At 64.1% G+C, this 25016-nt stretch carries 18 protein-coding genes and 1 tRNA gene; 7 read left to right on the forward strand and 12 right to left on the reverse strand.

Annotated features, from left to right (window positions below; all coding sequences use genetic code 11):
• Positions 1-21 precede the first annotated feature (21 nt).
• Genes ACW6W5_RS00810 through ACW6W5_RS00835 form a run of 6 tightly spaced genes read right to left on the reverse strand, consistent with a single transcriptional unit; the run spans position 22 to position 7247 of the window.
• Positions 22-1827, reverse strand: a complete 1806-nt coding sequence (locus ACW6W5_RS00810; protein WP_152150837.1) for an MFS transporter — start codon at positions 1825-1827, stop codon at positions 22-24.
• 54 nt (positions 1828-1881) lie between these two features.
• Positions 1882-2997 carry an N-acetylglucosamine-6-phosphate deacetylase gene (nagA, locus tag ACW6W5_RS00815; protein ID WP_152150839.1) on the reverse strand — a complete coding sequence of 372 codons (1116 nt, stop codon included), beginning with the start codon at positions 2995-2997 and terminating at the stop codon, positions 1882-1884.
• Complete coding sequence (locus ACW6W5_RS00820; protein ID WP_121040731.1) at positions 2994-3770, reverse strand: DeoR family transcriptional regulator; 777 nt, start codon at positions 3768-3770, stop codon at positions 2994-2996. Before ACW6W5_RS00820 ends, nagA begins: the two co-directional genes overlap by 4 nt.
• 34 nt (positions 3771-3804) lie before the next feature.
• Positions 3805-5133 carry a D-tagatose-bisphosphate aldolase, class II, non-catalytic subunit gene (locus ACW6W5_RS00825; RefSeq protein ID WP_152150841.1) on the reverse strand — a complete coding sequence of 443 codons (1329 nt, stop codon included), beginning with the start codon at positions 5131-5133 and terminating at the stop codon, positions 3805-3807.
• Positions 5134-5156: 23 nt separating this feature from the next.
• A complete protein-coding gene (locus ACW6W5_RS00830) occupies positions 5157-6083 on the reverse strand; it encodes an ROK family protein (protein ID WP_152150843.1) in 927 nt (308 codons plus the stop codon).
• Between the two features lie 6 nt (positions 6084-6089).
• Positions 6090-7247, reverse strand: coding sequence for an SIS domain-containing protein (locus ACW6W5_RS00835; RefSeq protein WP_152150845.1), 1158 nt, complete (start codon positions 7245-7247; stop codon positions 6090-6092).
• A 333-nt stretch (positions 7248-7580) separates the two neighbouring features.
• On the opposite strand from ACW6W5_RS00835, the gene ACW6W5_RS00840 reads away from it, so the two are divergent.
• From ACW6W5_RS00840 to ACW6W5_RS00850, 3 genes are all read left to right on the forward strand, one after another.
• Positions 7581-10940 (forward strand): TIM-barrel domain-containing protein, encoded by a 3360-nt coding sequence (locus ACW6W5_RS00840; protein ID WP_152150847.1) that lies wholly within the window; start codon positions 7581-7583, stop codon positions 10938-10940.
• Between the two features lie 133 nt (positions 10941-11073).
• A complete protein-coding gene (locus ACW6W5_RS00845; protein ID WP_152150849.1) occupies positions 11074-14046 on the forward strand; it encodes a TonB-dependent receptor plug domain-containing protein in 2973 nt (990 codons plus the stop codon).
• Positions 14047-14099: 53 nt separating this feature from the next.
• On the forward strand, positions 14100-15455 hold the full coding sequence (locus tag ACW6W5_RS00850; RefSeq protein ID WP_152150851.1) for a Gfo/Idh/MocA family protein: 1356 nt from the start codon (positions 14100-14102) through the stop codon (positions 15453-15455).
• A 142-nt stretch (positions 15456-15597) separates the two neighbouring features.
• On the opposite strand, the gene ACW6W5_RS00855 is transcribed toward ACW6W5_RS00850, so the two are convergent.
• Positions 15598-15674: transfer RNA gene (locus ACW6W5_RS00855), tRNA-Arg, on the reverse strand.
• A 158-nt stretch (positions 15675-15832) separates the two neighbouring features.
• On the opposite strand from ACW6W5_RS00855, the gene ubiA reads away from it, so the two are divergent.
• From ubiA to ACW6W5_RS00870, 3 genes are all read left to right on the forward strand, one after another.
• Entirely contained in the window at positions 15833-16726 is an 894-nt protein-coding gene (ubiA, locus tag ACW6W5_RS00860) for a 4-hydroxybenzoate octaprenyltransferase (protein WP_152150853.1), read from the forward strand.
• 218 nt (positions 16727-16944) lie between these two features.
• On the forward strand, positions 16945-18336 hold the full coding sequence (locus ACW6W5_RS00865; RefSeq protein ID WP_152151094.1) for a short-chain fatty acid transporter: 1392 nt from the start codon (positions 16945-16947) through the stop codon (positions 18334-18336).
• Between the two features lie 267 nt (positions 18337-18603).
• Positions 18604-18744 carry a hypothetical protein gene (locus ACW6W5_RS00870; protein ID WP_193222729.1) on the forward strand — a complete coding sequence of 47 codons (141 nt, stop codon included), beginning with the start codon at positions 18604-18606 and terminating at the stop codon, positions 18742-18744.
• Between the two features lie 65 nt (positions 18745-18809).
• Here ACW6W5_RS00870 and ACW6W5_RS00875 read toward each other — a convergent pair whose 3' ends face one another.
• Positions 18810-19481 carry a VOC family protein gene (locus ACW6W5_RS00875; RefSeq protein ID WP_121040708.1) on the reverse strand — a complete coding sequence of 224 codons (672 nt, stop codon included), beginning with the start codon at positions 19479-19481 and terminating at the stop codon, positions 18810-18812.
• Positions 19482-19676: 195 nt separating this feature from the next.
• Between ACW6W5_RS00875 and ACW6W5_RS00880 the strand changes: the two genes are divergently transcribed.
• Positions 19677-20651, forward strand: coding sequence for a glutathione S-transferase family protein (locus tag ACW6W5_RS00880; RefSeq protein WP_152150855.1), 975 nt, complete (start codon positions 19677-19679; stop codon positions 20649-20651).
• A 74-nt stretch (positions 20652-20725) separates the two neighbouring features.
• On the opposite strand, the gene ACW6W5_RS00885 is transcribed toward ACW6W5_RS00880, so the two are convergent.
• The 4 genes from ACW6W5_RS00885 to ACW6W5_RS00900 are packed head-to-tail and all read right to left on the reverse strand — an operon-like array spanning position 20726 to position 24757.
• The gene (locus tag ACW6W5_RS00885) at positions 20726-21901 is read right to left on the reverse strand and encodes an ABC transporter permease (protein ID WP_193222730.1); all 1176 of its coding nucleotides are present in this window, start codon (positions 21899-21901) and stop codon (positions 20726-20728) included.
• Positions 21902-21905: 4 nt separating this feature from the next.
• The gene (locus ACW6W5_RS00890; RefSeq protein WP_193222731.1) at positions 21906-22793 is read right to left on the reverse strand and encodes an ABC transporter ATP-binding protein; all 888 of its coding nucleotides are present in this window, start codon (positions 22791-22793) and stop codon (positions 21906-21908) included.
• Between the two features lie 55 nt (positions 22794-22848).
• On the reverse strand, positions 22849-23772 hold the full coding sequence (locus ACW6W5_RS00895) for a transposase (RefSeq protein WP_152150859.1): 924 nt from the start codon (positions 23770-23772) through the stop codon (positions 22849-22851).
• A complete protein-coding gene (locus ACW6W5_RS00900) occupies positions 23762-24757 on the reverse strand; it encodes a HEAT repeat domain-containing protein (RefSeq protein ID WP_152150860.1) in 996 nt (331 codons plus the stop codon). Before ACW6W5_RS00900 ends, ACW6W5_RS00895 begins: the two co-directional genes overlap by 11 nt.
• Positions 24758-25016 lie beyond the last annotated feature (259 nt).

The following is a 25016-nucleotide window of genomic DNA, read 5'->3' on the forward strand; positions in this document are numbered from 1 at the left end:
CCAAGTCGGGCTGCGGACCGTTCAGCGGAAATTCGCCTCGATCTGCTCCAGCGATTTGCCCTTGGTCTCCGGCAGCCAGAACGCGGCGATCAGGAAGTACAGCAACGTACAGCCGGCCCAGAAGAAGAACATGCTGGCGTAACCATGATGGCCGACCGTGGGCAGGAAGATCGCGGCGATCACGGTGGAGACGAACTGGTTGATCAGCAGGGCGATGCTCATGCCGTTGGAGCGGATGCGGGTCGGCATCAGCTCGGACAGCGCCAGCCACACGCACACGCCCGGGCCCACCGCGAAGAACGCGACGAACAGCAGAATGCAGCCGGCGACCAGCCAGCCGTGGGTGGGCGAGGGCACCGGGCCGATCACCGCACGTTCGATCACCAGCGGCGCGTTGGCGGCCTGCGCCGGGTCCGGGAACGGGTTGAGATGCAGCGTGCGGAAGAAACGGCCGATCACGCTGTCGGCCGACACCGCGTCTTCGCGACGGATCTGCAGCGTGGCGTCGATCGGGTTGTCGCTGCGTAGTGAGCGCACGTTGCTGAAGCCGCCGTAGGCATACGACACGGTCAGCTGCTGCGGCGCGGCGCCGGCGTTGCCATCCAGCCGCTGCCATTGCGCGGCATCCAGCGGCAGCGACAGGGTGGTGCCGCTCACCTGTTGCTGAAGCGTGGCGTGCACGTCCAGCCGCCCACGCTCGCTCTGCACGAACAACAGTGCAGCGGCCAGCAGCGACAGCGTGATGCCGCCACTGCCAAGCATCAACAGGAACTTGCGGCCTTTGCGGTCCACCAGTACCAGCGCGACCACGGTCATCACCGCGTTGAGCAGCTTGATCGCCACATCGGCGCCGTTGGCCACCGAGCCGGGCAGGCCGGCCTGGTTGAGGATGTTGACGGCGTAGGCCAGCACCGAGTTGATGCCGGTGGCCTGGGTGAAGGCCAGCACCAGGCAGGCCAGCACGAACGGCCACACGTAGCGGCGGCTGAGCAGCGGGTCGCGCTTGCCGTTGCGGCCGATCTGGAGCTCGTCCGGCGCCCGCATGCGCTGCAGGGTCGGCTCCACCTCGCCCGCGGCGACGGTACGCTGCAGGGCACGGCGCGCCTTGTCGATGCGGCCACGGCGCACCAGCCAGCGCGGGGATTCACTGATCAGCAACACGCCCCCGGTGAACACCAGCCCGGGCAGCAGGCAGCTCCAGAAAATGGTGCGCCAGGCGTGATCCTTGACGTCGAACAGCAGGCGCTGCTGCTCCGCACCGGGTAGATGGCGCACGGCGGCGGTCGCGGCATCCACGGCATGCGCGTGGTACAGCCCGATCACCGCGGCCAGCACCAGGCCGATGGTCAGCAGCAGCTGGAACATCGCCGCGCCACGCCCACGTCGTTCCGGGCTGAGCACTTCGGCCAGATACAGCGGTACCACCACGCCGATCAGCCCGCCACTGATGCCCTGCAGCAGGCGCCCCATCAACAGCGCGCCATAGCCATCGGACAGGGCCATCACCGGAATGCTGGCGGTGAACAGCACGCCGGCCAGCAGCATCGCGCCACGGCGGCCGATCAGGTCGGCGACCATCCCGGCGAACAGTGAAGACAGCACACTGCCGAGCAGCACCGCGGCGACCACGAAGCCCAACTGCTGGCTGGTCAGGTGCCAGCTCGCGGTGGCGGTGGCCTCCAGATAGGGCAGGGCACCGGCGATGATGCCGATGTCGATGCCGTAGAGCAGCCCCCCCATGCCGCCGATGAACAACAGATAGCGTACCGGCCAGCGTGGCGCGGAGGCGCCTGCGTGCACGGGCATGGCTGCGGAAACATCGTTCATCGTGCCGGTCCTGTCTGCAAGTGCGTGCGCCATGGCGGCGCGGGGAGTCAACGCTCAGTCGAGCGCGATGTCATCGCCTTCCACCACCACGCCGCGCACGCGCAGGTCGTGATCGAGCACCACAAGGTCTGCCCAGGCACCGGTCGCGATGCGGCCACGGTCGTCGATGCCGAGGTAATCGGCCGGGTAGCGCGACAGGCGGTGGGAGGCATCGGCGATGTCCAGGCCGAGCGAGACCAGATTGCGCAGCGCCTGGTCCATGGTCAGCGCACTGCCGGCCAGCGAGCCGCTCGACAGCCGCACGCAGCCCAGGCATTTGTGCACGCGCTGTACGCCAAGCGCGTATTCGCCATCGGGCATGCCAGTCGCCGCGGTCGCATCGGTGACGCAGTACAGGCGCGGGATCGCGCGCAGCGCGGTGCGTATCGCGCCGGGATGCACGTGCTGCAGATCGGGAATGAGTTCAGCGTACTGCGCATGCGCGAGCGCGGCGGTGGCGATGCCGGGTTGGTAGTGATCCACGCCGGTCATGCCGTTGAACAGGTGGGTGAAGCCGGCCGCACCGGCGTTCAATGCGGCCACGCCGTCCTCATAGCTGCCGGCGCTGTGGCCGAGCTGTACGCGGATGCCGAGCGCGCTCAGCGCGGGAATCAGCGCCAGGTGCTGGCCGATTTCCGGGGCGAGGGTGAGTACCTTGATCGGGGCGATCGCATGCAGGCGCTGCACGTCGGCCAGCGTCGCCTCGACCACCAGCGGTGGCTGGGCGCCCAGGCGCTGCGCACTGATGAACGGCCCTTCCAGGTGCACACCGAGCACGCGGGCCATGCCGGGTGCGCGCGTGGCGATCGCGGTGGACAGGCCCTCAAGCGCGCGGGTGATGTCGTCTTCCTGCGCGGTCATGGTGGTGCCCAGCAGCGCCGTGGTGCCGTGCCGGGCATGCGCGCGGGCCACCGTCTGCGCGGTCGTGCCGCCCTGCATGATGTCCACGCCGGCGCCGCCATGCACATGCAGGTCGATGAAGCCGGGCAGGATCAGCGGGACTTCGTCGTCATTCCGCGGATCGGTGTACGCGGTATCGATGGCGGTGATGCGCTGGTCGAAATGGATATCGCCGCGGACCCAACCGGTGTCGGTGAGCAGGCGGCCGTGCAGGGAGCGGGACTCGGTCAAGGCGGGGACTCGGCAATGATCACTTCGACGCCCAGCCGTTGCAGCCCTTCCAGGTACTCAGGCTCGATGCTGCCGTCAGTGATGATGGTATGGACCTGGTCCAGCCGCGCGATGCGGTGCAGGCTGACCCGGCCGAACTTGGAGGCGTCGGTCAGCACCACGATGCGGCGCGCGCGCTCGACCATGCGGTGGTTGAGGCTGGCTTCGGCCTCATGGTGGGTGGTGAGGCCGAACTGCAGGTCCAGGCCATCCACGCCCAGGAACAGCGTGTCGAAGCTGTAGGTGTTGAGGCTCGCCTCGGCCTGGGTGCCATGCAGTGAGAGCGACTGCTTGCGCAGCAGCCCGCCGGTGAGCAGCAGCTCCACGCCGGGCGCGTTGGCCAGCTCCCAGGCGATGTTGAGTCCGTTGGTCATGACCGTGACATCGCGATGCCCGCGCAGGTGCCGCGCCAGGGTCATCGTGGTCGAGCCGGAGTCGATGATGATGTTGTCGCCGGCCTTCACCAGCTTGGCCGCCTCGATACCGATGCGGTCCTTCATCGGCAGGTTCAGCGCGTCCTTTTCGTGGATGTCCTGTTCCTGCGGCGGCGTGCGTACCAGCGTCGCGCCCCCGTGGGTGCGCGTGGCCAGCCCCTGCGACTCGATGTGGGTCAGGTCGGCGCGGATGGTGACCGCCGAGACCGCAAAGCGCGCCACCAGCTCGCTGACCTGCACGTTGCCGTGCTCGACCAGGGTCTGGAGGATCTGCTGGCGGCGCTGCCGTGTGTTTCGCATGGGGGCGATTCCGTTCGAAAGGGAAAGCCGAAGCTTACCGTTCCGAAAGCTCCTTGGCCTGCCGGGTTTCGTTATCCGCCCCTGAGCGGTTGCGATTGCAGGCCCGGGCATACTCGGCCAGGCGCAGCGCCACCTTGTGCTGGATCAGCGCCAACGGCGACGGCTGCAGCTCACCGGCCTCGATCGCCTTGAGCTGCTCGGGCATGAACTGGCTGAGCAGCATCTGCGGCGGCGCGTGCGCGGTGAGATTGGCGACCAGCGTGTCCAGCGCCGCCTGTACCGCTGGCTCGCCCCAGTAATAGCGGCTGCGGTCGCTGAGCGAGTACGCGCGCAGCAGGCGCAGTTCGTGTTCGTCGCCCTGGTAGTAGCTGCGCCAGCTGGCGGGCTTGTCGACCATGCAGCGGTCCAGCACCTCGATCAGATGCGAGCATTGCGCGGCGGGCAGCAGTTCGCGCTCGATCATCGCCAGCGCGAACACCGCCTCGCGGAACGCATAGGTCGCCGCCGGGCCGACTTTCAGGATCGCGAAGTGATCACGGACCAGTGCATGCAGGCCGGCTTCGGTCTGGTAATCGGTGGAGTGTGCTTCGAACACGATGCCCGGCTGCTGCTCGACGAAGGCCGACAGCTCCGCGGCGGCGGCCGGGTCGTAGTAGTGCACGCTGCTGTGGTCGAAATCCACGCCGGGCTGCACCACCATCGCGATCACGCGCTCCCAGGCCGGCAGCAGGTCCGGGGCGGAGAACGCCTCGCGGTGAATTGCCAACGTGGTCGCTGCGGCCGCCGGCGTGGTCACCTGCAGGCCGCCGGCCAGCGAGGCTTCACCGCCGGGAATCGGTACCTCGGTGCCGATCACGTAGACCGGTGGCGGCAGCCCGTGCTCGGCGGCCGTGCGCTCGGCAATCCGCGCCAGTTCGGCCGAGCGTGCGGCGACGATGGCGTCCGGCAACGGGGTCGGGTCATCGGCGCAGGACATGCTGCAGTCCAGGTGGATCTTGTGGAAACCGGCGGCGACATAGGCGGCGATCAGGTCACGCGCGTTCGCCATCGCCGTTGCTGCCGGGCCCTTCTGCCAGGCGTTGGGACCGAGGTGGTCGCCACCGAGCACCAGCCGCTCGGCCGGGAAGCCGGCATCGCGCGCCAGCTGCAGCACGTAGTCGCGGTACTGCGGCGGGGTCATGCCGGTGTAACCGCCGAACTGATCGACCTGGTTGGAGGTTGCCTCGATCAGCAGCAGGGTGTCGTAACGCTGCGCGACCTGCATCGCCGCCAGCAGCACCTGCGCGTTGCTGCAGCACACGCTGTACAGCCCGACGGGGTGGCCCTGGCGATGGGCGGCGATCAACGATTGGACGGCGGACATGGCAACTCCAGTAACAACGGTGTTCAGGGGGAGGGAGGGTGCTGGCGCGCGAGCAGGGCGGCGCCCCGCGCACCGCCGGCATCGCCGAAGGTGGGCGGCAGGATCGGCGGCACGCGTATGCCGTCGAACAGGTAGGGCGCGATCGCGGCCGGCAGATCGCGGTACAGCTGCTCCAGTTTGGACAGCCCGCCGCCGAGCACGATCACGTGTGGGTCCAGCGCGAGGATCAAGCTGGCGAAGCTGTAGCCCAGTAGATCGCGGTGGATGACCAGCGCCTGCTGCGCGATGGCATCGCCGGCCTGCGCGCGTGCGACCACCTCGGCGGCATCCAGCGCGTCGCCACCGCGGCGTTCATGGATCATCGCCAGGCCGCTGCCGGACACGTAACGCTCCAGGCAGCCGCGCAGGCCGCAGCCACAGTCCAGCACCGGCAGGTCGTGGCGCTGCTGCAGCGTGGCGGGCAGGCTCCAGTGGCCCCACTCGCCGGCGATGCCGTTGTGCCCGGCGATCAGCCGGCCGCCGACGCAGAAGCCACCGCCCGCCCCCGTGCCGAGGATCGCCCCGAACATGCTGGGGTAGCCTGCGGCGGCGCCGTCATGGGCTTCGGACAAGGCAAAACACTGCAGGTCATTGCCCAGCTCCAACGGGCGCTGCAGGCGTGCCTGCAGGTCCGCACCGACCGTCTGACCGGTCAGGCTGGGCACGTTGGCACTGAGCTGGCGGCCGCTGACGCGGTCGCGCACGCCGGGCAGGCCGATGCCGACCCCCAGGCCGCGCTGGCCGAGTGCGGCGTCTGCCGCCTCGACCAGATCGACGATCGCCTGCAGGAACGCGGCGTAGTCGCGGGTCGGCGTCGCCACGCGTTGGCGGTGATGGACCCCCAGCGCGGCGTCGCACGCGACCAGTTCGATCTTGGTGCCGCCGATGTCGATGCCGTACCAGGTCTGCATGCGCGCTCAGCCGTGGGGGTGGATGGTCACGCCCTGCACCACACGGTTGACCGTGCCGTCGGGGAAGGGATTGTCCGGGGTCATGCCGAGCGCGGCCGAACGCTGCAGCGCATAGCACTGCGGCACCAGCAGCCACAGCGGGGCCAGCCACGGATCCGGCAAGGCGGGTGCGGCGAGGACGAAGTCGCCGTCGGCGCGGTCCGCATCCTCCGGCCCGATCGACAGCACGCGTCCGGCGATGCCGTCGCGGCGCAGTTCGTTCAACAGGTCCTGCTCGTAACGGCGGGCCAGCGGCTGCGCGCTGCGCAGCATCACCACCAGGGTCTCGCCGTTGAGGGTGGACTTGGGCCCATGGCGGAACCCCAGCGGCGTATTGGCCAGCGCCAGCACGCGGCCGGCGGTGAGTTCGAGCACCTTCAGCGCGGCCTCGCGGGCAACCGCTTCGAGGGGACCGCTGCCGAGATAGATGACACGCGAATACGGCGCCTGGGCGAGGGTGGCCACCGCGCCATCCCAGGCATCCAGCGCACGCTCGCCCTGGCTGGCCAACGTGCGAAGACGCTCCAGGCGCGTTGCCCACGGGGCGCTGTCGAACGCACTCAGCGCGGCCAACAGCATGCAGCTCAGGCTGCTGGTCATGGCGAAGGCGCGATCACAGCTGGCCGGCGGCATCAGCAGCGACAACGTATCGCTGCGGCCGTGGCCACGCGTGGCGAGTTCGCCTTCGGCATTGCAGGTGATATCGACGAAGCGCGCGTGCTCCACCTGGTCGCGGACCAGATCCACCGCGGCCACGCTCTCCGGGCTGGAGCCGCTGCGCCCGAACGACACCAGCAGGGTCGGGCGGTCGCGGCGCAGGTACAGCGCCGGATGGGTCAGCAGGCTGGTGGTATGCACGGCGCGCACCTCGGCAGGCCACTGCGCATTGATCTGGTCGGCCACCATCTCGGCAATGAAGCCCGAGCTGCCGGCACCGGTGAAGATCACCAACTGGCTGGGATCGCGCAGGGCCTCCCCGAGGAAGCCATCGATGCGTACCTGCGCAGCCTCCAGCAGGCTGGCCAGCGCGGCCCACACGCGGGGCTGCTGGGCGATTTCTTCGGCGGTATAGGCGCCACCGAGGCGCTGCCACGTGGGCAAATCAGGGAGCAGAGAAGCGTCCATTCGCAATTCCTGTTGGGCGACCGCACCTTCTTCGTTTTCTTTCGAAATGTCAAATATCGAAAGATAAAGAAAAGGTCGGTGGGTCACAGTTCTCGCTGTTCGATCGGTGTCTGAACGCCATGGGTGGCCGTGGATGCCGCGCTGCACCAAGGTTTCAGGCGGCAACAAACGCGTATTCAGGTGGCGTTTGGAAAGTGTCGCGCCGCCACATCTTTCGTTTATGTTTAAATATCCTTCCTTTTTCTTTGCAATTTGTTGACATCTTTCGAGACCCTGCCCTAGAGTCGGCCGCACTGGTTTCAGTTTCCCGCTGACCGCGGGCTTGGGGGCAAGGTGGACTTCCGGTTTCGACGCACTGGTCTGACGATCGCACTGCTTACCGCAGTAGCTCTGGCTGCCACTGCCAACGCTGAGCCGGTGGGCAACCTGCGTGCGATCAGCGCCGCCCCCGCCAACGACGGCACCGCCGGCTGGACACTCAGCACGGATACCGGCGCCACCCTGCGCGTGGAGTTGCTGCGCGATGACGTGCTGCGTGTGCGCGCCGGCCGCAACGGCACGCTCACCGATGCCAGCGACAAGGCTGCCCCGATCGTACTGCCGCAGCCGGCCGCGAAGGTCGCCTTCGAGGTGGAGGAAGATGGCAACGAGGTGCGTATCCGTACCGACGCCCTGGTGCTGCGCATCCAGCGCCAGCCACTGCGCCTGTCGCTGGATCGCCGCGACGGCGAACGCGATGTCGCGTTGTGGCACGAACTGCAGCCGCTGGACCTGGACAAGGACCAGAGCGTGCAGGTGCTCTCCAGCGAAGGCGATGAGCACTTCTACGGCGGCGGCCAGCAGAACGGTCGCTTCGAGTTCAAGGGCCGCGAACTGGAGGTCTCGTATTCCGGTGGCTGGGAAGAAGGCGATCGCCCCAACCCGGCGCCGATGCTGCTGAGCTCGCGGGGCTGGGGCATGCTGCGCAACACGTGGAGCGACGGCACCTATGATCTGCGCCAGGCCGACCAAGCCACGCTGCTGCACCGCGAAGACCGCTTCGATGCGTACTACTTCGTCGGGCCCAGCCTGCACACGCTGCTGGACCGCTATACCACGCTGACCGGCCGCGCCGGCCTGCTGCCGCGCTGGGCGTTCTCCTATGGCGACGCCGACTGCTACAACGATGGCGACAACATCAAGAAGCCCGGCAGCGTGCCCGAAGGCTGGAGCGACGGCCCGACCGGCACCACGCCGGATGTCGTCGACAGCGTGGCCCGGCAGTACCGCGACCACGACATGCCCGGCGGCTGGATCCTGCCCAACGATGGCTACGGCTGCGGCTACAAGAAGCTGCCCGAGACCGTGCAGGGCCTGGCCAAATACGGCTTCAAGACCGGCCTGTGGACCGAGAACGGCGTCGACAAGATCGCCTGGGAAGTCGGTACTGCCGGCAGCCGCGTGCAGAAGCTGGACGTGGCCTGGACCGGCAAGGGCTACCAGTTCGCGATGGATGCCAACCAGTCCGCGTTCAACGGCATCCTGAACAATTCCGACTCGCGCCCGTTCCTGTGGACGGTGATGGGCTGGGGCGGCATCCAGCGTTACGCGGTGGCCTGGACCGGCGACCAGAGCAGCAGCTGGGATTACATCCGCTGGCACATTCCGACCCTGATCGGCTCGGGCCTGTCCGGCATGGCCTACGCCAGTGGCGACGTGGACGCGATCTTCGGCGGCAGCGCTGAGACGTTCACCCGCGACCTGCAGTGGAAGAGCTTCACCCCTGTGCTGATGGGCATGTCCGGCTGGTCCGGCAATGCGCGCAAGCACCCGTGGTGGTTCGATGAGCCCTACCGCAGCGTCAACCGCGACTACCTCAAGCTGAAGATGCGCATGACCCCGTACATGTACGGGCTGGCGCACGATGCGGCGACCAGCGGCGCGCCGCTGCTGCGCGCGCTGATGTGGGACTACCCGCAGGATCCGCAGGCCTATACCGAGGCGCACAAGTACCAGTTCCTGCTCGGCCGCGAGCTGCTGATCGCCCCGGTGTACCGCAGCCAGGCTGCGAGCCGAGGCTGGCGCCGCGACATCCACCTGCCGCAGGGCCGCTGGATCGACTACTGGGACGGCCGCCAGCTGCTCGCCGGCGCCGAGGGGCGCTCGCTGGACCGCCCGGTCGACCTGGCCACGATCCCGGTGTTCGTGCGCGCCGGCGCGATCATCCCGATGTACCCGGCGATGCTCTACGACGGTGAGAAGCCGCTCGATGAAGTGACCTTCGATCTGTACCCGCAGGGCACCTCGCAGTACACGCTGTACGAAGATGATGGCGCCACCCGTCGCTATGAGAAGGGCGAATCGAGCACGCAGGCGATCACGGTGCAGGCCCCGGCACAGGGGACTGGCCCGGTGCAGGTGCGCATCGAGGCGGTGCAGGGCCAGTACGCCGGCCAGCTGCCGCAGCGCCGTTATGCACTGCGCGTGCTCAGCCGCCAGCGCCCGGCGGCGGTGACGCTGGACGGCCGCGCGCTGCCGATGCTGGCCGATGCGGCGGCGTGGCAGGCCGCAGGCGAGGGCTGGTACTTCGATGCGGCCGAGCGCCGCGGCACCCTGCACGTACGCACTGCGCCGACCGACATCCGCCAGCCGCTCGCACTGCAGTTGGAGCTGCCGATCGCTGCCGCACCGGCCGACGATGCATTCCCGGCCGCGCCCGAGCTGGGCCGCGCGCTGCCCTCGGACAGCATGCTGGTGGTCAACCGCCCGGCCGAGGAGCAGGGCTACGAGATGGAAAAGGCCTTCGACGATGACCCGGCCACGTGGTTCCGCACCGTGCGCAACCAGGCGGTCAAGACCGGTGCGCACGAGTGGGTGCTCGGCTTCGGCGAACGCAAGCTGATCGACGGCATCGAACTGGCGCCACGCAACGACCAGCATTGGAAGAGCGGGCAGATCCGCGATTACGAAATCTACATGGCCGACAGCAATGGCGAGTGGGGTGAGCCGATCAAGCGTGGCCGCCTGACCCTGCAGCAAGGCATGCAGCAGATCGATTTCCCCGCCCATGCCGGCCGACTGCTGCGCTTCCGCGTGCTCAGCACGCAGAACCCGGAAGGCGACGGTGCCAGCGCTGCCGACCCGATGGTGACCGCGGCGCAGGGCAGCGTGGCGCGTGCAGTGGATGCGCTGCAGCCGCGCGATGTCGGCCCGATCGTGCTGTCCACCTTCCACGTGCTGGAGCATCCGCAGCCGGAGGGTCCCGCGCAGCAGCTGTATCTCTCCGCGCTGCCCATGCCGACCCCGTTGAAGGCCAGCGTGGCTGCCGACCGCGCCCTCGGTGGGCAGGCGGAGATGCGCATGAACGGGCTGCATTTCCGCCGCGGCCTGGGCGTCAACGCCAGCAGCCGGATCGATCTGCAGCTGGGCGGCGGCTGGCGCCTGCTGCGCGCCGACCTGGGGATCGATGATCAGTGCCGCACCGCCGGCGGCATGCAGTTCCAGGTGTGGGGTGACGGTCGGCTGCTGTACGACAGCGGCCTGGTCAACGCACCCGGCGTGGTCAAACCGGAGCTGGACGTGCGCGGCCTGCAGCGGCTGAGCCTGCGCACGCTCGGGGCGCAGGGCGATGACCCCGCGCAGGTCTGTGGCAACTGGGCCAATGCCGCCCTGATCGGACAGGAGGGCGATACCGCCAGCATCGTGTCGCCGTAACCAAACCGCCCGTCGAACCACCGCTCTCTCCCGTTTCCCGTCTGCGGCCGTCTGGCCGCGGCACGGGGGACGTTTGCCCGAAAACACCCATCCACCGCCAGCCCCACGCTGCGGATCGAACAAGGAGCCAAAGATGTTGACCGAACGCCATCGCCATCGCCGCATCACCGCCACCCCCTTGTCCATCGCACTCGGCCTGGCCGTCGCGGTGGTCGGCAGTGCCAGCGCCCAGGACGCATCACCCGATACGAAAGCCACCGAGCTGTCGCGCATCGAGGTGACCGGCTCCAACATCCGCCGCAGTGATGTGGAAACCGCCTCGCCGGTGCAGGTGATCAGCAAGCAGGACATCGAGAACATGGGCGCGCGCACCCTGCTGCAGGTGCTCGACAACCTGCCCGCCGCGCGGCCGGGCCAGCAGGACTCGCGCTCGCTGTTCACCGGTTCGGATGGTGCCTCGCAGGCCAACCTGCGTGGCCTCGGCGCACAGGGCACGCTGGTGCTGCTCAATGGCCGCCGTCTGTCCTACTACGGCGCGCCGGCCGGCTTCCAGACCCAGTTCGTCAACATCGATGCGATCCCCGCCGCAGCTATCGAACGCATGGAAGTCCTGACCGACGGCGCCTCGGCCGTGTACGGCACCGATGCGGTGGCCGGCGTGATCAACGTGATCACCAAACGCTCCTACCAGGGCGCGGAGATCAATCTCACCACGGACAAATCCTCGCGGATCAGCTCCTACGGCGAGCACCAGGGCAGCATCACCGCCGGCTTCGGCGATCTGGATGAAGACCGCTACAACGTCTACGCCTCGGTCAATCTGTACCGGCGCGATGCGATCCCGCTGAGCGACTTCTACGACAAGCGGCCCGACCAGTACTACGTCAACAACCCCAACTACCTGCCCAACCTGCGCCTGGGCACCGGCAGCAAGCCGGGCGAGTTCAACCCGGGCAGCTACTTCGCCTTCGATCCGGTCACCGGCCGCCGTGTGCAGGAGGCCGCGCCGGGCTGCAACAACGTGCTCACTAGCGAAGCGGCCGGCCCCCGCTGTATCTGGGAAACGTGGATGAACAACGAGATCGACGCCGGCGCCAAATCCGAGCGCAACACGGCGTACGTCAACGCGCACTTCCTGATCGGCGACAGCACCGAAGCCTTCGCCGAGGCCACCTACACCGACATCGACCTGACCGCCAACGGCGGTACGCCGCGCGCCTACGGCACCACCACCGGCAACCCGACCAGCTGGTTCTCGCGCAACACCGGCACCACGGTCAACCAGTTCCTGTATCCCTACCTGGGCCCGAACAACGAATACAACAACGCCTCGCCCGAACTGAAGGCACTGATGGGCGGCGTGGTCGGCCTGCAGTACCTGCTGCAGGACGTGGGCGCCAACCATTTCGGCCAGCGCAACACAGACCAGAGCTACCGCGTGGTGGCCGGGCTGCGCGGTGACATTGGCGACTGGAACTGGGAAACCGCCTTTGCCACAGCCGGCAGCCACTCGGTCACCTACCAGACCACCAACGTCAACCTGGCCGGCTTCGAGAAGGCCTTCGGCCCGTACTCGGTCGATCCGGGCACCGGCCGTGTGATCATTTCCGATCACCCGGCGTACAAGTTCGGTGAGATCAGCGAAGCCAACGCCGCCCTGATCCGTGAAGCATTCCCGACCTTCGACATCCAGTCCTGGACGCGCCTGCATACGCTGGACGGCAAGATCGAAGGCCCGCTGTTCCAGATGCCGGCCGGTGAAGTGCGTGCGGCCTTCGGCTTCAACGCCAGCCGCGAAACCTTCTACACCCCGGGCAACCCGGATGCGGCCAACGGCCTGATCACCCAGCAGGGCGGCTCGTGGTTCGACGGCAAGCGCAATACCTATGCGCTGTTCGCCGAGACGGTGGCGCCGCTCACCGAGAAGCTGGAGCTGGACGCCGCGCTGCGCGTGGACAAGTACCCGGACTTCAGCGCCAACCTGGCCCCGAAGATCGGCCTGAAGTACCAGATGTTCGACCAGCTGATGCTGCGCGGCACGTACTCCACCGGCTTCCGCGCCCCCAGCCTGGCCGAGTCCGGCAACGGTGGCGTGTTCGCCCAGTTGGGGGGCTACCGTGATGAAGTGCGCTGCAACGAGACCAACGCCATCGCCAACCTCCTGCTGCGGTCGCAGCGCGGGGGGGACGTCGACCTCGGCAACTCCCTGCTCAATACCGATTGCAGCCGCACGGTGGCGCGCATGACCCAGCCCAACCCGGACCTGAAGCCGGAGAAGGCCAAGATCACCACGCTCGGTTTCGTCTACGAGCCGACCCAATGGTTGTCGGTGTCGGCCGATTACTGGTTCATTTACCGCAGCAATGAAATCGTCGCCCCGGATTTCACCCGCGACGAAGACATCATTTCCTCCACGCGTTCGCCGATCACCGAAAGCGACCGCGCCAACCTGGCCGCCCTGGCGGCGATGTGCGCCGACCCGGCCAGCGGCGTGGCCTGTCCCGGCACGCTGCCCGGCTACAGCGTGGGCAACGTGGCCAGCGTGGTGGGCCAGTACAAGAACCGTGGCAAGACCTTGATCGACGGCTTCGACATCGATGCGCGCAGCCGCTTCTCGCTGGGCGAGTGGGGCAACCTCAACATCGGTATGGCCGCCACCATCGCCAACCGCAACCGTTCCTACCTGGATGATGAAAGCGGCTGGTACTACGGCGACCTGGTCGGCTATTACAACAACCCGAGGCTGCGCGCCACGTTGAACGCGGACTGGAGCTACAAGCAGGTCACCACCAGTGTCTTCGTCAACTACGTGGGTGGCACCAAGTGGGCGCTGCAGCAGATCGACGAGGAGGACAACAATCCGCAGACCTGCACCGCCGGCTACCTGCCGGTGGAGCAGAGCAAGTGCGATGGCGCCCCGTCGTGGTGGACCGCCAACCTGAGCGTGGCCTGGCGCCCGGATGCGCATTGGAACGTCGGCTTCACCATCAAGAACCTGTTCGACCGCCTGCCGTTCTATGACCCGAACAGCTTCCTCGGCGATTCCAGCGATTACGCCACCATCTTCGGTCGCGGCTACAGTCTCACCGTCGGCTATAAGTTCTGATGCTTCCCCCGCGCCGGTCCCGGCCGGCGCGATCTTCACACGAGGTACTGTCCATGAAACGCAGAGAATTCATCGCCGCCAGCGCGGCCGTCGCCGCCACCAGCCTGCTGCCGAACACGCCTGCCTGGGCGCGCGGGCGCAAGGTGCGGCTGGGCCTGATCGGCACCGGCATGCGCGGCCAGGTATTGCTGAAGGAACTGGTCCGCCGCGACGACGTGGAGGTGGTCGCGCTGTGCGACATCGAGCCGATCATGCTCAAGCGCGGCATGGACATGGTCGCCAAGGCCGGCAAGCCGGCGCCCAAGGCGTACGGCCAGGACGGCGACGTCAACGCCTGGAAGCGGCTGATCGAGCAGCGCGGCCTGGACGGCGTGATCATCGCCACGCCCTGGGAATACCACGCGCCGATGGCGATCGCGGCGATGCAGGCCAAGGTCGCGGTGGGCTGCGAAGTGGTCGCCGGCATCACCCTGCAGGACCACTGGGACGTGCTCAAGACCCAGCTGTCCACTGGCACGCCGTACATGCTGCTGGAGAACGTCTGCTATCGCCGCGATGTGATGGCGGCGCTGCAGATGGTGCGGCAAGGCCTGTTCGGTGAACTGGTGCACCTGCAGGGCGGTTACCAGCACGACCTGCGCGGGGTGAAGTTCAATTCCGGCGATCCCAGCCAGCCGTATGACAGCGGCGTGGAGTTCGGTGCCAAGGGCTGGTCCGAAGCACGCTGGCGCACCGAGCATTCGGTGCAGCGCAACGGTGAGCTGTACCCCAGCCACGGCATCGGCCCGTGCGCGATGTACACCGGCATCAATCGTGGCAACCGCTTCACCCACATCAACGCGTTTGCCAGCAAGGCGCGTGGCCTGCACGAGTACACCGTGGCCAAGAGCGGTGGCACCACCCACCCGAGCACCAAGGTGGCCTTCAAGCTCGGCGACATCGTCACCACCACCCTGGCCTGCGAAAACGGCGAAACCATCCTGCTGCAGCACGACACCTCGCTGCCGCGCCCGTACTCGATGGGGTTCCGTGTGCAGGGCACCAAGGGCCTGTGGATGGATGTGAACCAGTCCATCCACATCGAAGGCCGCAGCCCGCCGCACAAGTGGGAGCCGTTCCAGGCCTACCAGGACCAGTACGAGCACCCGCTGTGGAAGCAGCATGCCGCGACCGCTGCCAGCGCCGGCCACGGTGGCATGGACTGGTTCGTCATCCATGCCTTCGTGGAAGCCCTCAAGGCCAAGGCACCGATGCCGATCGACATCTACGACGCGATCACCTGGAGCGCGATCACGCCGCTGTCCGAGCAGTCCATCGCCAACAGCTTCCAGACGCTGGAATTCCCGGATTTCACCGCCGGGCTGTGGAAACAGCGCAAGCCGATCTTCGCGTTTGATGGGACGTACTGAGGAAGGTTGACGTTCAACGGCCGGTACCGATGCGTACCGGCCATTCCGTGCGCGCGTTCACCCGGTCGGCCAGGCGATGGCGCGGCCCAGCCTGGGCGCGGTCAGCGCAGGCAAAGCAATGAACACGGGGAAGTGGCAAGGATGGTGCGCCCGGAGGGATTCGAACCCCCGACCAATGGCTTCGGAAGCCACTACTCTATCCGGCTGAGCTACGAGCGCGTTGTGTCCTGCGTCCCGCCGGGCCGCCTGATGGGGCCACGGACCGCCAAAGCGGCGCGGGAGGAGCATTCTATCCGTAAACGCCGCGCAGGTCTGCCCCCTGCACCGATGCGCCCGGCGGCGGCGCGCCCGGCCAGCCCAGGCGGTATCCTTTACCGATGGCTTACGAACGTTTTGAAGCGCCCGAGGCGGCGCCCCCGTCGCGCTGGCGGCACTACTGGAAGTTGATGCGCGCCGACCGCCCGATCGGCACCCTGCTGCTGCTCTGGCCCACATGGTGGGCGCTGTGGCTGGCCTCCGGCGGGCTGCCGCCGCTGTGGACGCTGTTCGTGTTCACCGCCGGCGTGTGGCTGACCCGCTCGGCCGGCTGCGTGATCAACGATTACGCCGACCGCTGGCTGGACCCGCACGTCAAGCGCACCAAGGACCGCCCGTTGGCCAGTGGGGCCGTGTCCGGCCGTGAGGCGCTGGCGCTGTTCGCAGGGCTGATGATCGTCGCCTTCGCCCTGGTGCTGACCCTGAACTGGCTCACCATCGGCATGAGCTTCATCGGCGTGTTCCTGGCCGCCAGCTACCCCTACCTCAAGCGCTACACCCACCTGCCGCAGGTCTATCTCGGCATGGCCTTCGGCTGGGGCATCCCGATGGCCTTCGCCGCGGTGCAGGGCGAGGTGCCGGTGATCGGCTGGCTGCTGTACGGCGCCAACATCCTGTGGTCCACCGCGTATGACACCTGGTACGCCATGGTCGACCGCGATGACGACCTGAAGATGGGCTCGCATTCCACCGCGATCCTGTTCGGGGATCTGGACCTGATCATCCAGGGGATTCTCTACGCGCTGTTCCTGGGCACGATGGCGCTGGTCGGCCTGCGCGCCGGGCTGGGCGTTTACTACGGCCTGGGCGTCGGCGTGGCCGCCGGGCTGATCGCCTACGAGTTCTGGATCGCTCGCAAGCGCGAGCGCGACCCGTGCTTCAAGGCCTTCCTGCACAACAACTGGGTCGGGGCCGCGCTGTTCGCCGGCATCGCGGTGTCGTTGGGGGTGCGCTGAGGTGGCCACCCGACCAACGGTCGGGTGCTACCCGTAACGCGCGCAGTGGTAGTGCCGGCCGTTGGCCAGCTCCCGATCACCTCGCAGAGCCGGGCAGCGCCCGGCACTACGACCATTAGGCGACTGACAGCGCTGCGGCCAGCGCCCAGAATCCCTCCCATCGAATGATCGGGGAGGGCGGGGCAATGAGCACATCGACGGTGGTGCAGGACGGCTGGATGGCGCGCGCGGCACTGCGCTCGGCCGCCTGGGCGGAAAAATGGTTCCCGGATGCCTATGTGTTCGCGGTGCTCGGCGTCGTCATCGTCGCGGCCGCGGCGATGGGCTTCGGCGCCACCCCGCAGGCCACCGCCACCGCCTTCGGCGAGGGCTTCTGGAGCCTGATCCCCTTCACCATGCAGATGGCCTTCGTGGTCATCGGTGGCTATGCGGTCGCCACCGCACCGATCGTGGCGCGCTTCATCGAGCTGCTGGCCCGTGTGCCCAAGACCGGCCGTGGCGCGGTGGTCTATGTCGGCCTGATCAGCATGCTCGCCTCGCTGCTCAGCTGGGGCTTCTCGCTGGTGTTCGGCGGGCTGCTGGTCCGCGCGCTGGCGCGTCGCGAAGCACTCAACATGGACTACCGCGCCGCCGGTGCCTCGGCCTACCTTGGCCTCGGCGCGGTCTGGGCGATGGGCCTGAGCTCCTCGGCCGCCCAGCTGCAGGCCAACCCGGCCAGCATGCCGCCCGGACTGGTCGAGATCACCGGCGTGCTGCCCTTCACCGAAACCATCTTCCTGTGGCAGTCGATCGCGCTGACATCCGCGCTGATCCTGGTGTCGCTGCTGATTGCCTGGCTCACCGCACCCGGCGCCGCCACTGCGCGCACGGCCAAAGACTTCGAAGGCGCCGCCCGCGCCGAGGCCGAGCCGCTGCAACCGCGCACCCGCCCCGGCGAGTGGCTGGAGTACAGCCCGCTGCTGACCGTGCTGCTCTCGCTGCTCGCGTTCGGCTGGCTGTTCGGCGAGTTCGCCAGCAAGCCGGTGGTCACCGCCATCGCCAACCTCAACACCTACAACTTCCTGTTCATCTCGCTCGGCCTGCTGCTGCACTGGCGCCCGCGCAGCTTCCTCAACGCGGTGGCCAAGGCCGTCCCCAGCACCACCGGCGTGCTGATCCAGTTCCCGCTGTACGGCGGCATCGCGATGATCCTCACCCACGCCACCGGCAGTGGCGATGAGACCCTCGCCCATCGCCTGTCCACGTTGTTTGTGCATATCGCCACCACCGACACCTTCGCGCTGGTGATGGGCGTCTACTCGGCGGTGCTCGGCTTCTTCGTGCCCTCCGGCGGCGGCAAGTGGATCATCGAAGCGCCGTACGTGATGCAGGCGGCCAACGAACTCAAGGCCCACCTGGGCTGGGCGGTACAGGTCTACAACGCTGCCGAGGCGCTGCCGAACCTGATCAACCCGTTCTGGATGCTGCCGCTGCTGGGCGTGCTCGGCCTGAAGGCGCGCGACATCGTCGGCTTCACCTTCATCCAGCTGCTGGTGCACATCCCGCTGGTGCTTGGCCTGCTGTGGCTGCTCGGCATGACGCTGACCTACGTGCCGCCGGTGATGCCGTGATCGTCATCTGCGCGTCATCTCCACCCGCAGGATCGGGGATGCCCTGTTCAGTCACGCTCCGGGGCGTTTAGGGGATGGTGGCATAAGGGAATTCGAACCGTTCATATGCGGGCCAACGCTTACTGCGACATGGGGTTTGTACCTGCAGAAAACGTTGGCGTGGAGACGTTGACGAATTCGTATACAAACCCCCACACGTCGTTAACCTCGCGCTGCAGAGGATGGCCCCGACCGCGACATTCCGTTTGCGGCGACCGGAGAATCGAAATGGCTCAGCAGAACCAGCAGAACCCGAATCAGCGCGGTGAGCAGCAGGAACGTGGTCGCGACCAGCAGCAACAGCAGCAGGAACAGCAGCAGCGCAACCAGAACCAGCAGCAGGGCGCCCAGCAGGACGAGGAAGAGTGAGCCCAGCCGGCTGTTATGGGAACTGAAGCCCCGCTCCGGCGGGGCTTCGTTCGTCTGCGGCCTGCTCAGGCCGAGCGCAGGTGCCAACCCAGTGCTGCGTCTTCCACAGTCGCGCCAGGCACCACGTCATGCAGCACCACGCGGAGGCCACGCGCATTCGGCAGCACTTTCTGCTCGGGGAACCAGCGGCGCGTCGCATCGACCACGATCAACAGACCTTCGTCATCGCCGAGGGGTGCGAAGTGCGGCGTGGGCTGTGACAGCGGCTCCAGCCCGAACGCCGCTTGGGCCTTTGCCTGCACCTCAGCCACGTCTTCAGCGGGCAGGCCGACCTCGCTGATGCAGGTCATCTCGCTGCCATGGAACGCGCCCTGGCGTTCGCCGGCAGGCAGGCGCCGCCGCGCGATCAACTCCAGGATCAGCCCGTCCGGCCCCGTGAAATAGATCGACTCCGAATCCCAGCGGCCATCGAAGGTGAAGTGGTCATGGCCCTTCAGATCGCGCTGCAGGGTGGCGCGTGCTTTCAGCCAGTCGGTGGCCGCTTCGAATCGATTGGCTGGGACGTTGAAGGCCAGGTGCACACCGCCGACCGGATTCGATCCTGCGGGTTGCAGCTGCAGGGTGCTCCAGCCGATGCGCACGGCCGAGCCCTCGACCGGCAACTGAAGTTCATCGCGGAAGTACGCCACGGTGGCGGCGACATCGGACACGGGAAGATCGATCTGGTGGATACGCATGATGGTGGGAGTCTCGCGTAAATACATCGACATTCTGCCGCAGCTGCGTGTGCTGCGGCGATGAACGCGATGAAACATGCACCCGCTGCGAGGGCCCATCACCGGGCATTGCCGATGCGTTTGCTACAACCCGCTGTAGAAGCCGGCACACATCACCGGAGCATCACACACCGCTATCAGAGGAGTACTCCCGCGATGGGCATGCTGGTCGATGGAACATGGCAGGAAGGCACCGCGGGTGCCGCTGACAAGGACGGTCATTTCAAGCGCGAGGAATCCACCTTCCGCGATTGGTTGAGCGCTGACGGCAGCGCTGGCCCGAATGGCGAGCCTGGTGTCAAAGCCGCGCCTGGGGAGTTTCGCCTGTATGTGAGTCTCGCCTGCCCGTGGGCACACCGCGCGCTGATCGTGCGCGCGCTGAAGGGCTTGGAAGATCTGGTGCCGGTGTCGGTGGTCAACTGGCACATGGGTGATCAGGGCTGGACCTTTGAGCCCGGCCCGCAGGTAACGCCGGAGCCCGAACGCGGTGCACGCTATCTGCATGAACTGTATGCCGCCGCCAAACCTGGGATGACCGGCAAGGTGACCGTGCCGGTGCTGTGGGATCGCGAGCGCGGGACGATCGTCAGCAATGAATCGGCGGATATCATCCGGATGTTCAACACCGCCTACGACGGGCTGGGCGCGAAAGCCGGTGACTTCTATCCGGCTGCATCGCGTGCTGAGATCGATGCGGTCAACGAACGGGTCTATGCCACCGTCAACAACGGTGTGTACCAGGCGGGCTTTGCTTCAACGCAGCAGGCGTACGAAGAGGCTGTTGGACCGTTGTTCGATTCACTCAGCTGGTTGGACGAGCGCCTTCAGCAACGCGAGTGGCTGGTGGGCGATGCCATGACCGAAGCTGATATCCGTCTGTTCACCACCTTGATCCGCTTCGATTCGGTCTACTACGTGCACTTCAAGTGCAACGTGCGGCGCATTGCAGACTTCGCTGGTCTGCATGCGTTCGTGGCGCGGATGATGGCGATTCGCGAGGTGGCGAATACGGTGAACTTTGAGCACATCAAGCACCACTATTACGGGAGTCATCGGCATCTCAATCCGTCGGGGATCGTGCCGGTAGGGCCGGAGCGGGCTTGCTTAGGAAGTAGTAGGGGGTGGCGTTGAGCAAGCGACCGGAGCTCCCTCTCTATCGTCCGTCAACTATTGCGAGCTACGAGATTAGGAGGTCATTGAGAGCATCAGAGGCCGGAGGCTGTTTCCTTATGTGAGTAAGAGATCACTCCGTTTATTTTACCGCCAACGTTAAGAATGGCCCTGGTGAAGACTCTTAGTAAGATAAGTCTCAATGCAATGAGTGAGGCGATTGCGAATGCCATTGAGGCTAGGAACTCCAATGTCGACGCGGTGCCGGAAGCAATTCGGAGCGGCATAGAGAATGGCATCGTCGGTGGGAAGAAGGATAAAGCGACAATAAATGAATTGTCTGGTTCCTTTGCGCCATTCAAACAGAGCAAGAGGCAAGTCATTGGCGCCAGAACAAGTGTGTTGCGGATGGGTGACTTTGCATTTGGCAACAGCGCAGCCACTAGGGCGAACAGTACAATCCAGAATAGAAGACCGAGCGTTCCGCTGATGAGCGTAAATGCGATTCCACGCCAATGGTCAGGATCGGCGATCTGATCAAATCCAAAATAGCCAAGTAGAAGTGCTAATGTCAGACCATAGATTGTATAGCTGAGCATTGTCTTGAGGCCGTGTAGCGCCGCAGCAATGACTTTTCCGTCAATCCATGTCGGAACCGAGATGGCCGATAAGACGATTTCGCTTATACGGCCAAATTTTTCTCCTGCAATTCCTTGTAGCAGCAATGGCAGTGTTGAAATTATTCCGATAATGATGATTACCATTATCGAAATTGTTGAAATATAGGCGCTGAGGCCGCCGGCCTTTTCTTCAATTCCCGGATAGCTGGGCACAATCTGAGGAGGCGTGACAAGTCTTTCAATATCATTATGATCTACACCAATTTTAATGGTGCTCAACCACCGGTGAATAGGTAAGAACTCGGTCGCTAGAGCGTCTGTCCAAAATACGCGACTCTTTGTATAAAGGCGAAATGTGTTATTAGGCTCTTCTGCGAGAAGGCCTGCGATCTGACCGTTGTCTATTCGTTCAAGCGCCTGCTTCCGTTCGTGAGGGCTTGTAATGACAAAGCTGAACCTGCTCCTAAGAGTTTGATCTGGTAGTGAATGCGAGGTCGATTCAACGGCTATTACAAGATTCGTTGGCACAGACAGTGCCATTATAGCGTCACCGCCAAATCTGATTGCTGCAATCAAGGCAAGAATCGCCAGGCTAATTAGTTCGCCCTTGAAATCAAAGAAGCTCCGAAACTCAAAGGCCGCGACGTCCATGGTCCTACGATCCATGATTGATCCCAGATTGATAGTTTGAAACAGATTTCAGATAGGCTTGATGAAGCCCGGGCCGATCGAGCTCGATATCTAATACTTCATCACACGAGCATATGATAGTTAGTGCAGAAGCAAGCTCTTTTAGTCCCGAAGCGGGAAATGTGAGTACTAATCGACCGAGATGGTCGCGTTTTGCTGAGTGCTTCGCAATGTCCGCGAACTCTGGGGTATGGCGTCCTTTAAGATAGACCACAACAGTGCGATCCGATGCTGTTGGAGGCAGCTGGCGCGATCGACCGAATCCTTCCAGTGCGGATGTCAGCCCCTTATTCATAAGCACGACATCGGTCGCCAATCTCTCGACTAATGCCAACTGATGCGCTGAGATCACTACAACTGCACCCCGATCTGCCTGCTCCAGAAGCAAATTTGTAACCAGATCTTGGTTTGCCGGATCCAAGCCCGAGAAAGGTTCATCAAATACCAAGAGATCTGGAGAGTGAAGGAGGCAAATAGCAAGCTGGATCTTCTGCTGATTTCCTTTGGAAAGAGTGCTAACCAACACGTCCCTGTACGGAGCGATTTCAAGTCGATCCATCCACAGCTCAACTGCGTGCCGTATCGCATCGCTGCGCATTGACCGAAGCCTTGCCCAGTAAATAAGCAATCGCTCAACGGTGATGTCCTGATAGAGGCCGCGCTCCTCGGGCAGGAAGCCTAACCGCTCCTTCGACAAAAGGCTTATAGGGTTTCCACTCCAAGTTAACGCGCCGCTATCTGGATGGATAAGTCCGCAAATCATACGAAAGGTCGTTGATTTGCCAGCGCCATTCGGGCCGATGAGCGCCAGTATGCCCCCTGGGCTCGCTGCAAACGATGCGTCTTCGACCACGACGGCGCCACGAAAGCTTTTTCGAACTAGCTCAAGTTTTAGCAAACAAAGTCCCTCATGCAATCCGCTTGGACAACGATTCTATCTCAGTGGTTCTTACCCTTCGCCAACCGCGGAGAAAAGCTGGATCCGCCTCGCCAATGACAGACCAGACATCGAGAGCGTCTTCGGGACTTTTGGCCGCATTTGCTAATGCATCCAAGGCGGACAGGCGCACTCTATCTATTTCGTGCCTTTTCGCAATCGACCTTAGAACCTCCAGTTGCTCTCCCCGTCCAAGCGCCGCTACCGTGCTAAAGATCGAGACCGCTGACGATCTGTTGATAAGCCCTGATATTTGACCGGTTTTAAGATCGAACGCGTATTGATCCATCATCGAGGCTCTGATTGAGTTTTCCATGATGTTTAATGATACGGAAAAGGAGTCGGCGGGAAGTTGATTGTGGATATCTGTAAATGCGCGATAGAGGAGAACTTTTCCTTTTGACAGGCAAGACTGCTCGATGAAATTTAGAGAAACGTTCGCGCCGCAGACCCCGTCACAGCTATCGTAATCATATTCATAGTAATCACTGCAGTAGCCGGGTCCATGGTAGCCGACGGTCAGGAAATTGAAGTTGTGATCATGCGGTTTATGATAGAAGAATGGATCCGTGCCGCTTGTCTTGACAACCTGGTCCGCGTTCGATGGCCAGAAGCACGCGCGAATAAAAAATGCTTGACCTCTACGTTGCGGGAGATAGAGCATGAATACTTGAGCGGAATATGTGTTGGCGGTTTGTAGGTTGCGGAAGTCTTTTAGCTCCTCACATGCCCTCTCTGCAAGAAAGCTCCGGTTATTTGACAGCTTTCGAAGCATTGGTGCCGCTGCCGCAAGCGAGGCTTGATCCATCGGCTGAATGTTGTTATCAAATAGGAATTCGACAAGCTCATCGAGCTCGATCGAATCTGTATCCTGGCAATTCAGATTAAGTGGCATTGCCGTACTCCTCGCCAATCATTTCGATCGTCAGCTTAGCTGCATTGCGGACCTGTACATGCGGATCCGTTTTCGCGGCGCGAAGGAGATGCGGCAGCGCTGCGTCGATGCATAGTGCTGTTATCTCCCGCAATAACTGCCACCGTACAAAGTGATCCGGGTGCGACAGCAGCTGCGCTAACGCATCGATGCCATCTTCACATTTCAGTTCGCGAACCAAAGTGGCAAGAATTTGAATTCGTGAGGATTTCATTTCTGATGCAGTGCAGGAGTGCAGCTCGCCTTCTAACTCATAGTGCGCATTCACTGGAGATCGAGGGGTGTTGCGTGTCACAATTACGAAAAGAATCGGTGATGAACAGCTCGCGATTGACATTCCTTTCGAACCGCCTTCTAAGAATATTGCTTCGCCATCTGCGATGTGCTTGTCAGGAAGGCGCTTCATTCTTCTACCGCACAGCTCGTCGTTATGCAGGAAGGGCTCTGCTGACCAAAGGCTCAGCTTCGCATCTCCCGATCTAATGAAGCTGACAAGAGAGTCAGTTCCTTGGATGGTGACGCCAAGCTGTTTGCCAAGACTGTTTCGACGGTGAATTTTGATTCGGTGAGCCATCGGCCCTGCCGCAACAAGAGAGACTCGGAGCACGTTATCGTCAAACAGAACAAGACCGCTAAATATGTCGCTATCTACTGTTCGTGCCGGAACGGCATACAGAAGAGAGCTTGAGAATCTATTGAGTTCTTCACCAAGAAGTTCTGCCACATCGTCCTCGCCTATGGCGTCTGCGGCTTCGCGCAATAGATGTTCTACTGACTCTCCCCCATCATTCTTTGATATTTTACTTGATACATTCGATAGGGCCTTAGCTATCCCTAGAGATTCAACGCGCCCATCCAATCTCAACTCGCGGCTCGATAGTTTGAGGAACGACCGTTGGTGCTCAGTGTCATCGCAGATTTCAATAATTCGTGTTGGATTTCTCATGATCGATCTTCCGCCTGCTGATAGCCAAGACAGGCGTCCACCTGCCTTGGCTCTGTATCAGTGGATTCGCTCGTTGATAAACACGCCCGCAACGACACCCAGTACGAAACATGCGGGGCCCGCGGCTTCATCTAGCCCACTGCCACCACACACTGCAACATCGTAAGCAAGCGCGGGTAGATTATTCACAGTGATCATTTCTCACTCCTTTCTGCACGGGGCACTTAGAGAACTGCGATGATGATTGCTGTTACAAGCG

The organism is Stenotrophomonas sp. IS26 (genome assembly GCF_054188265.1).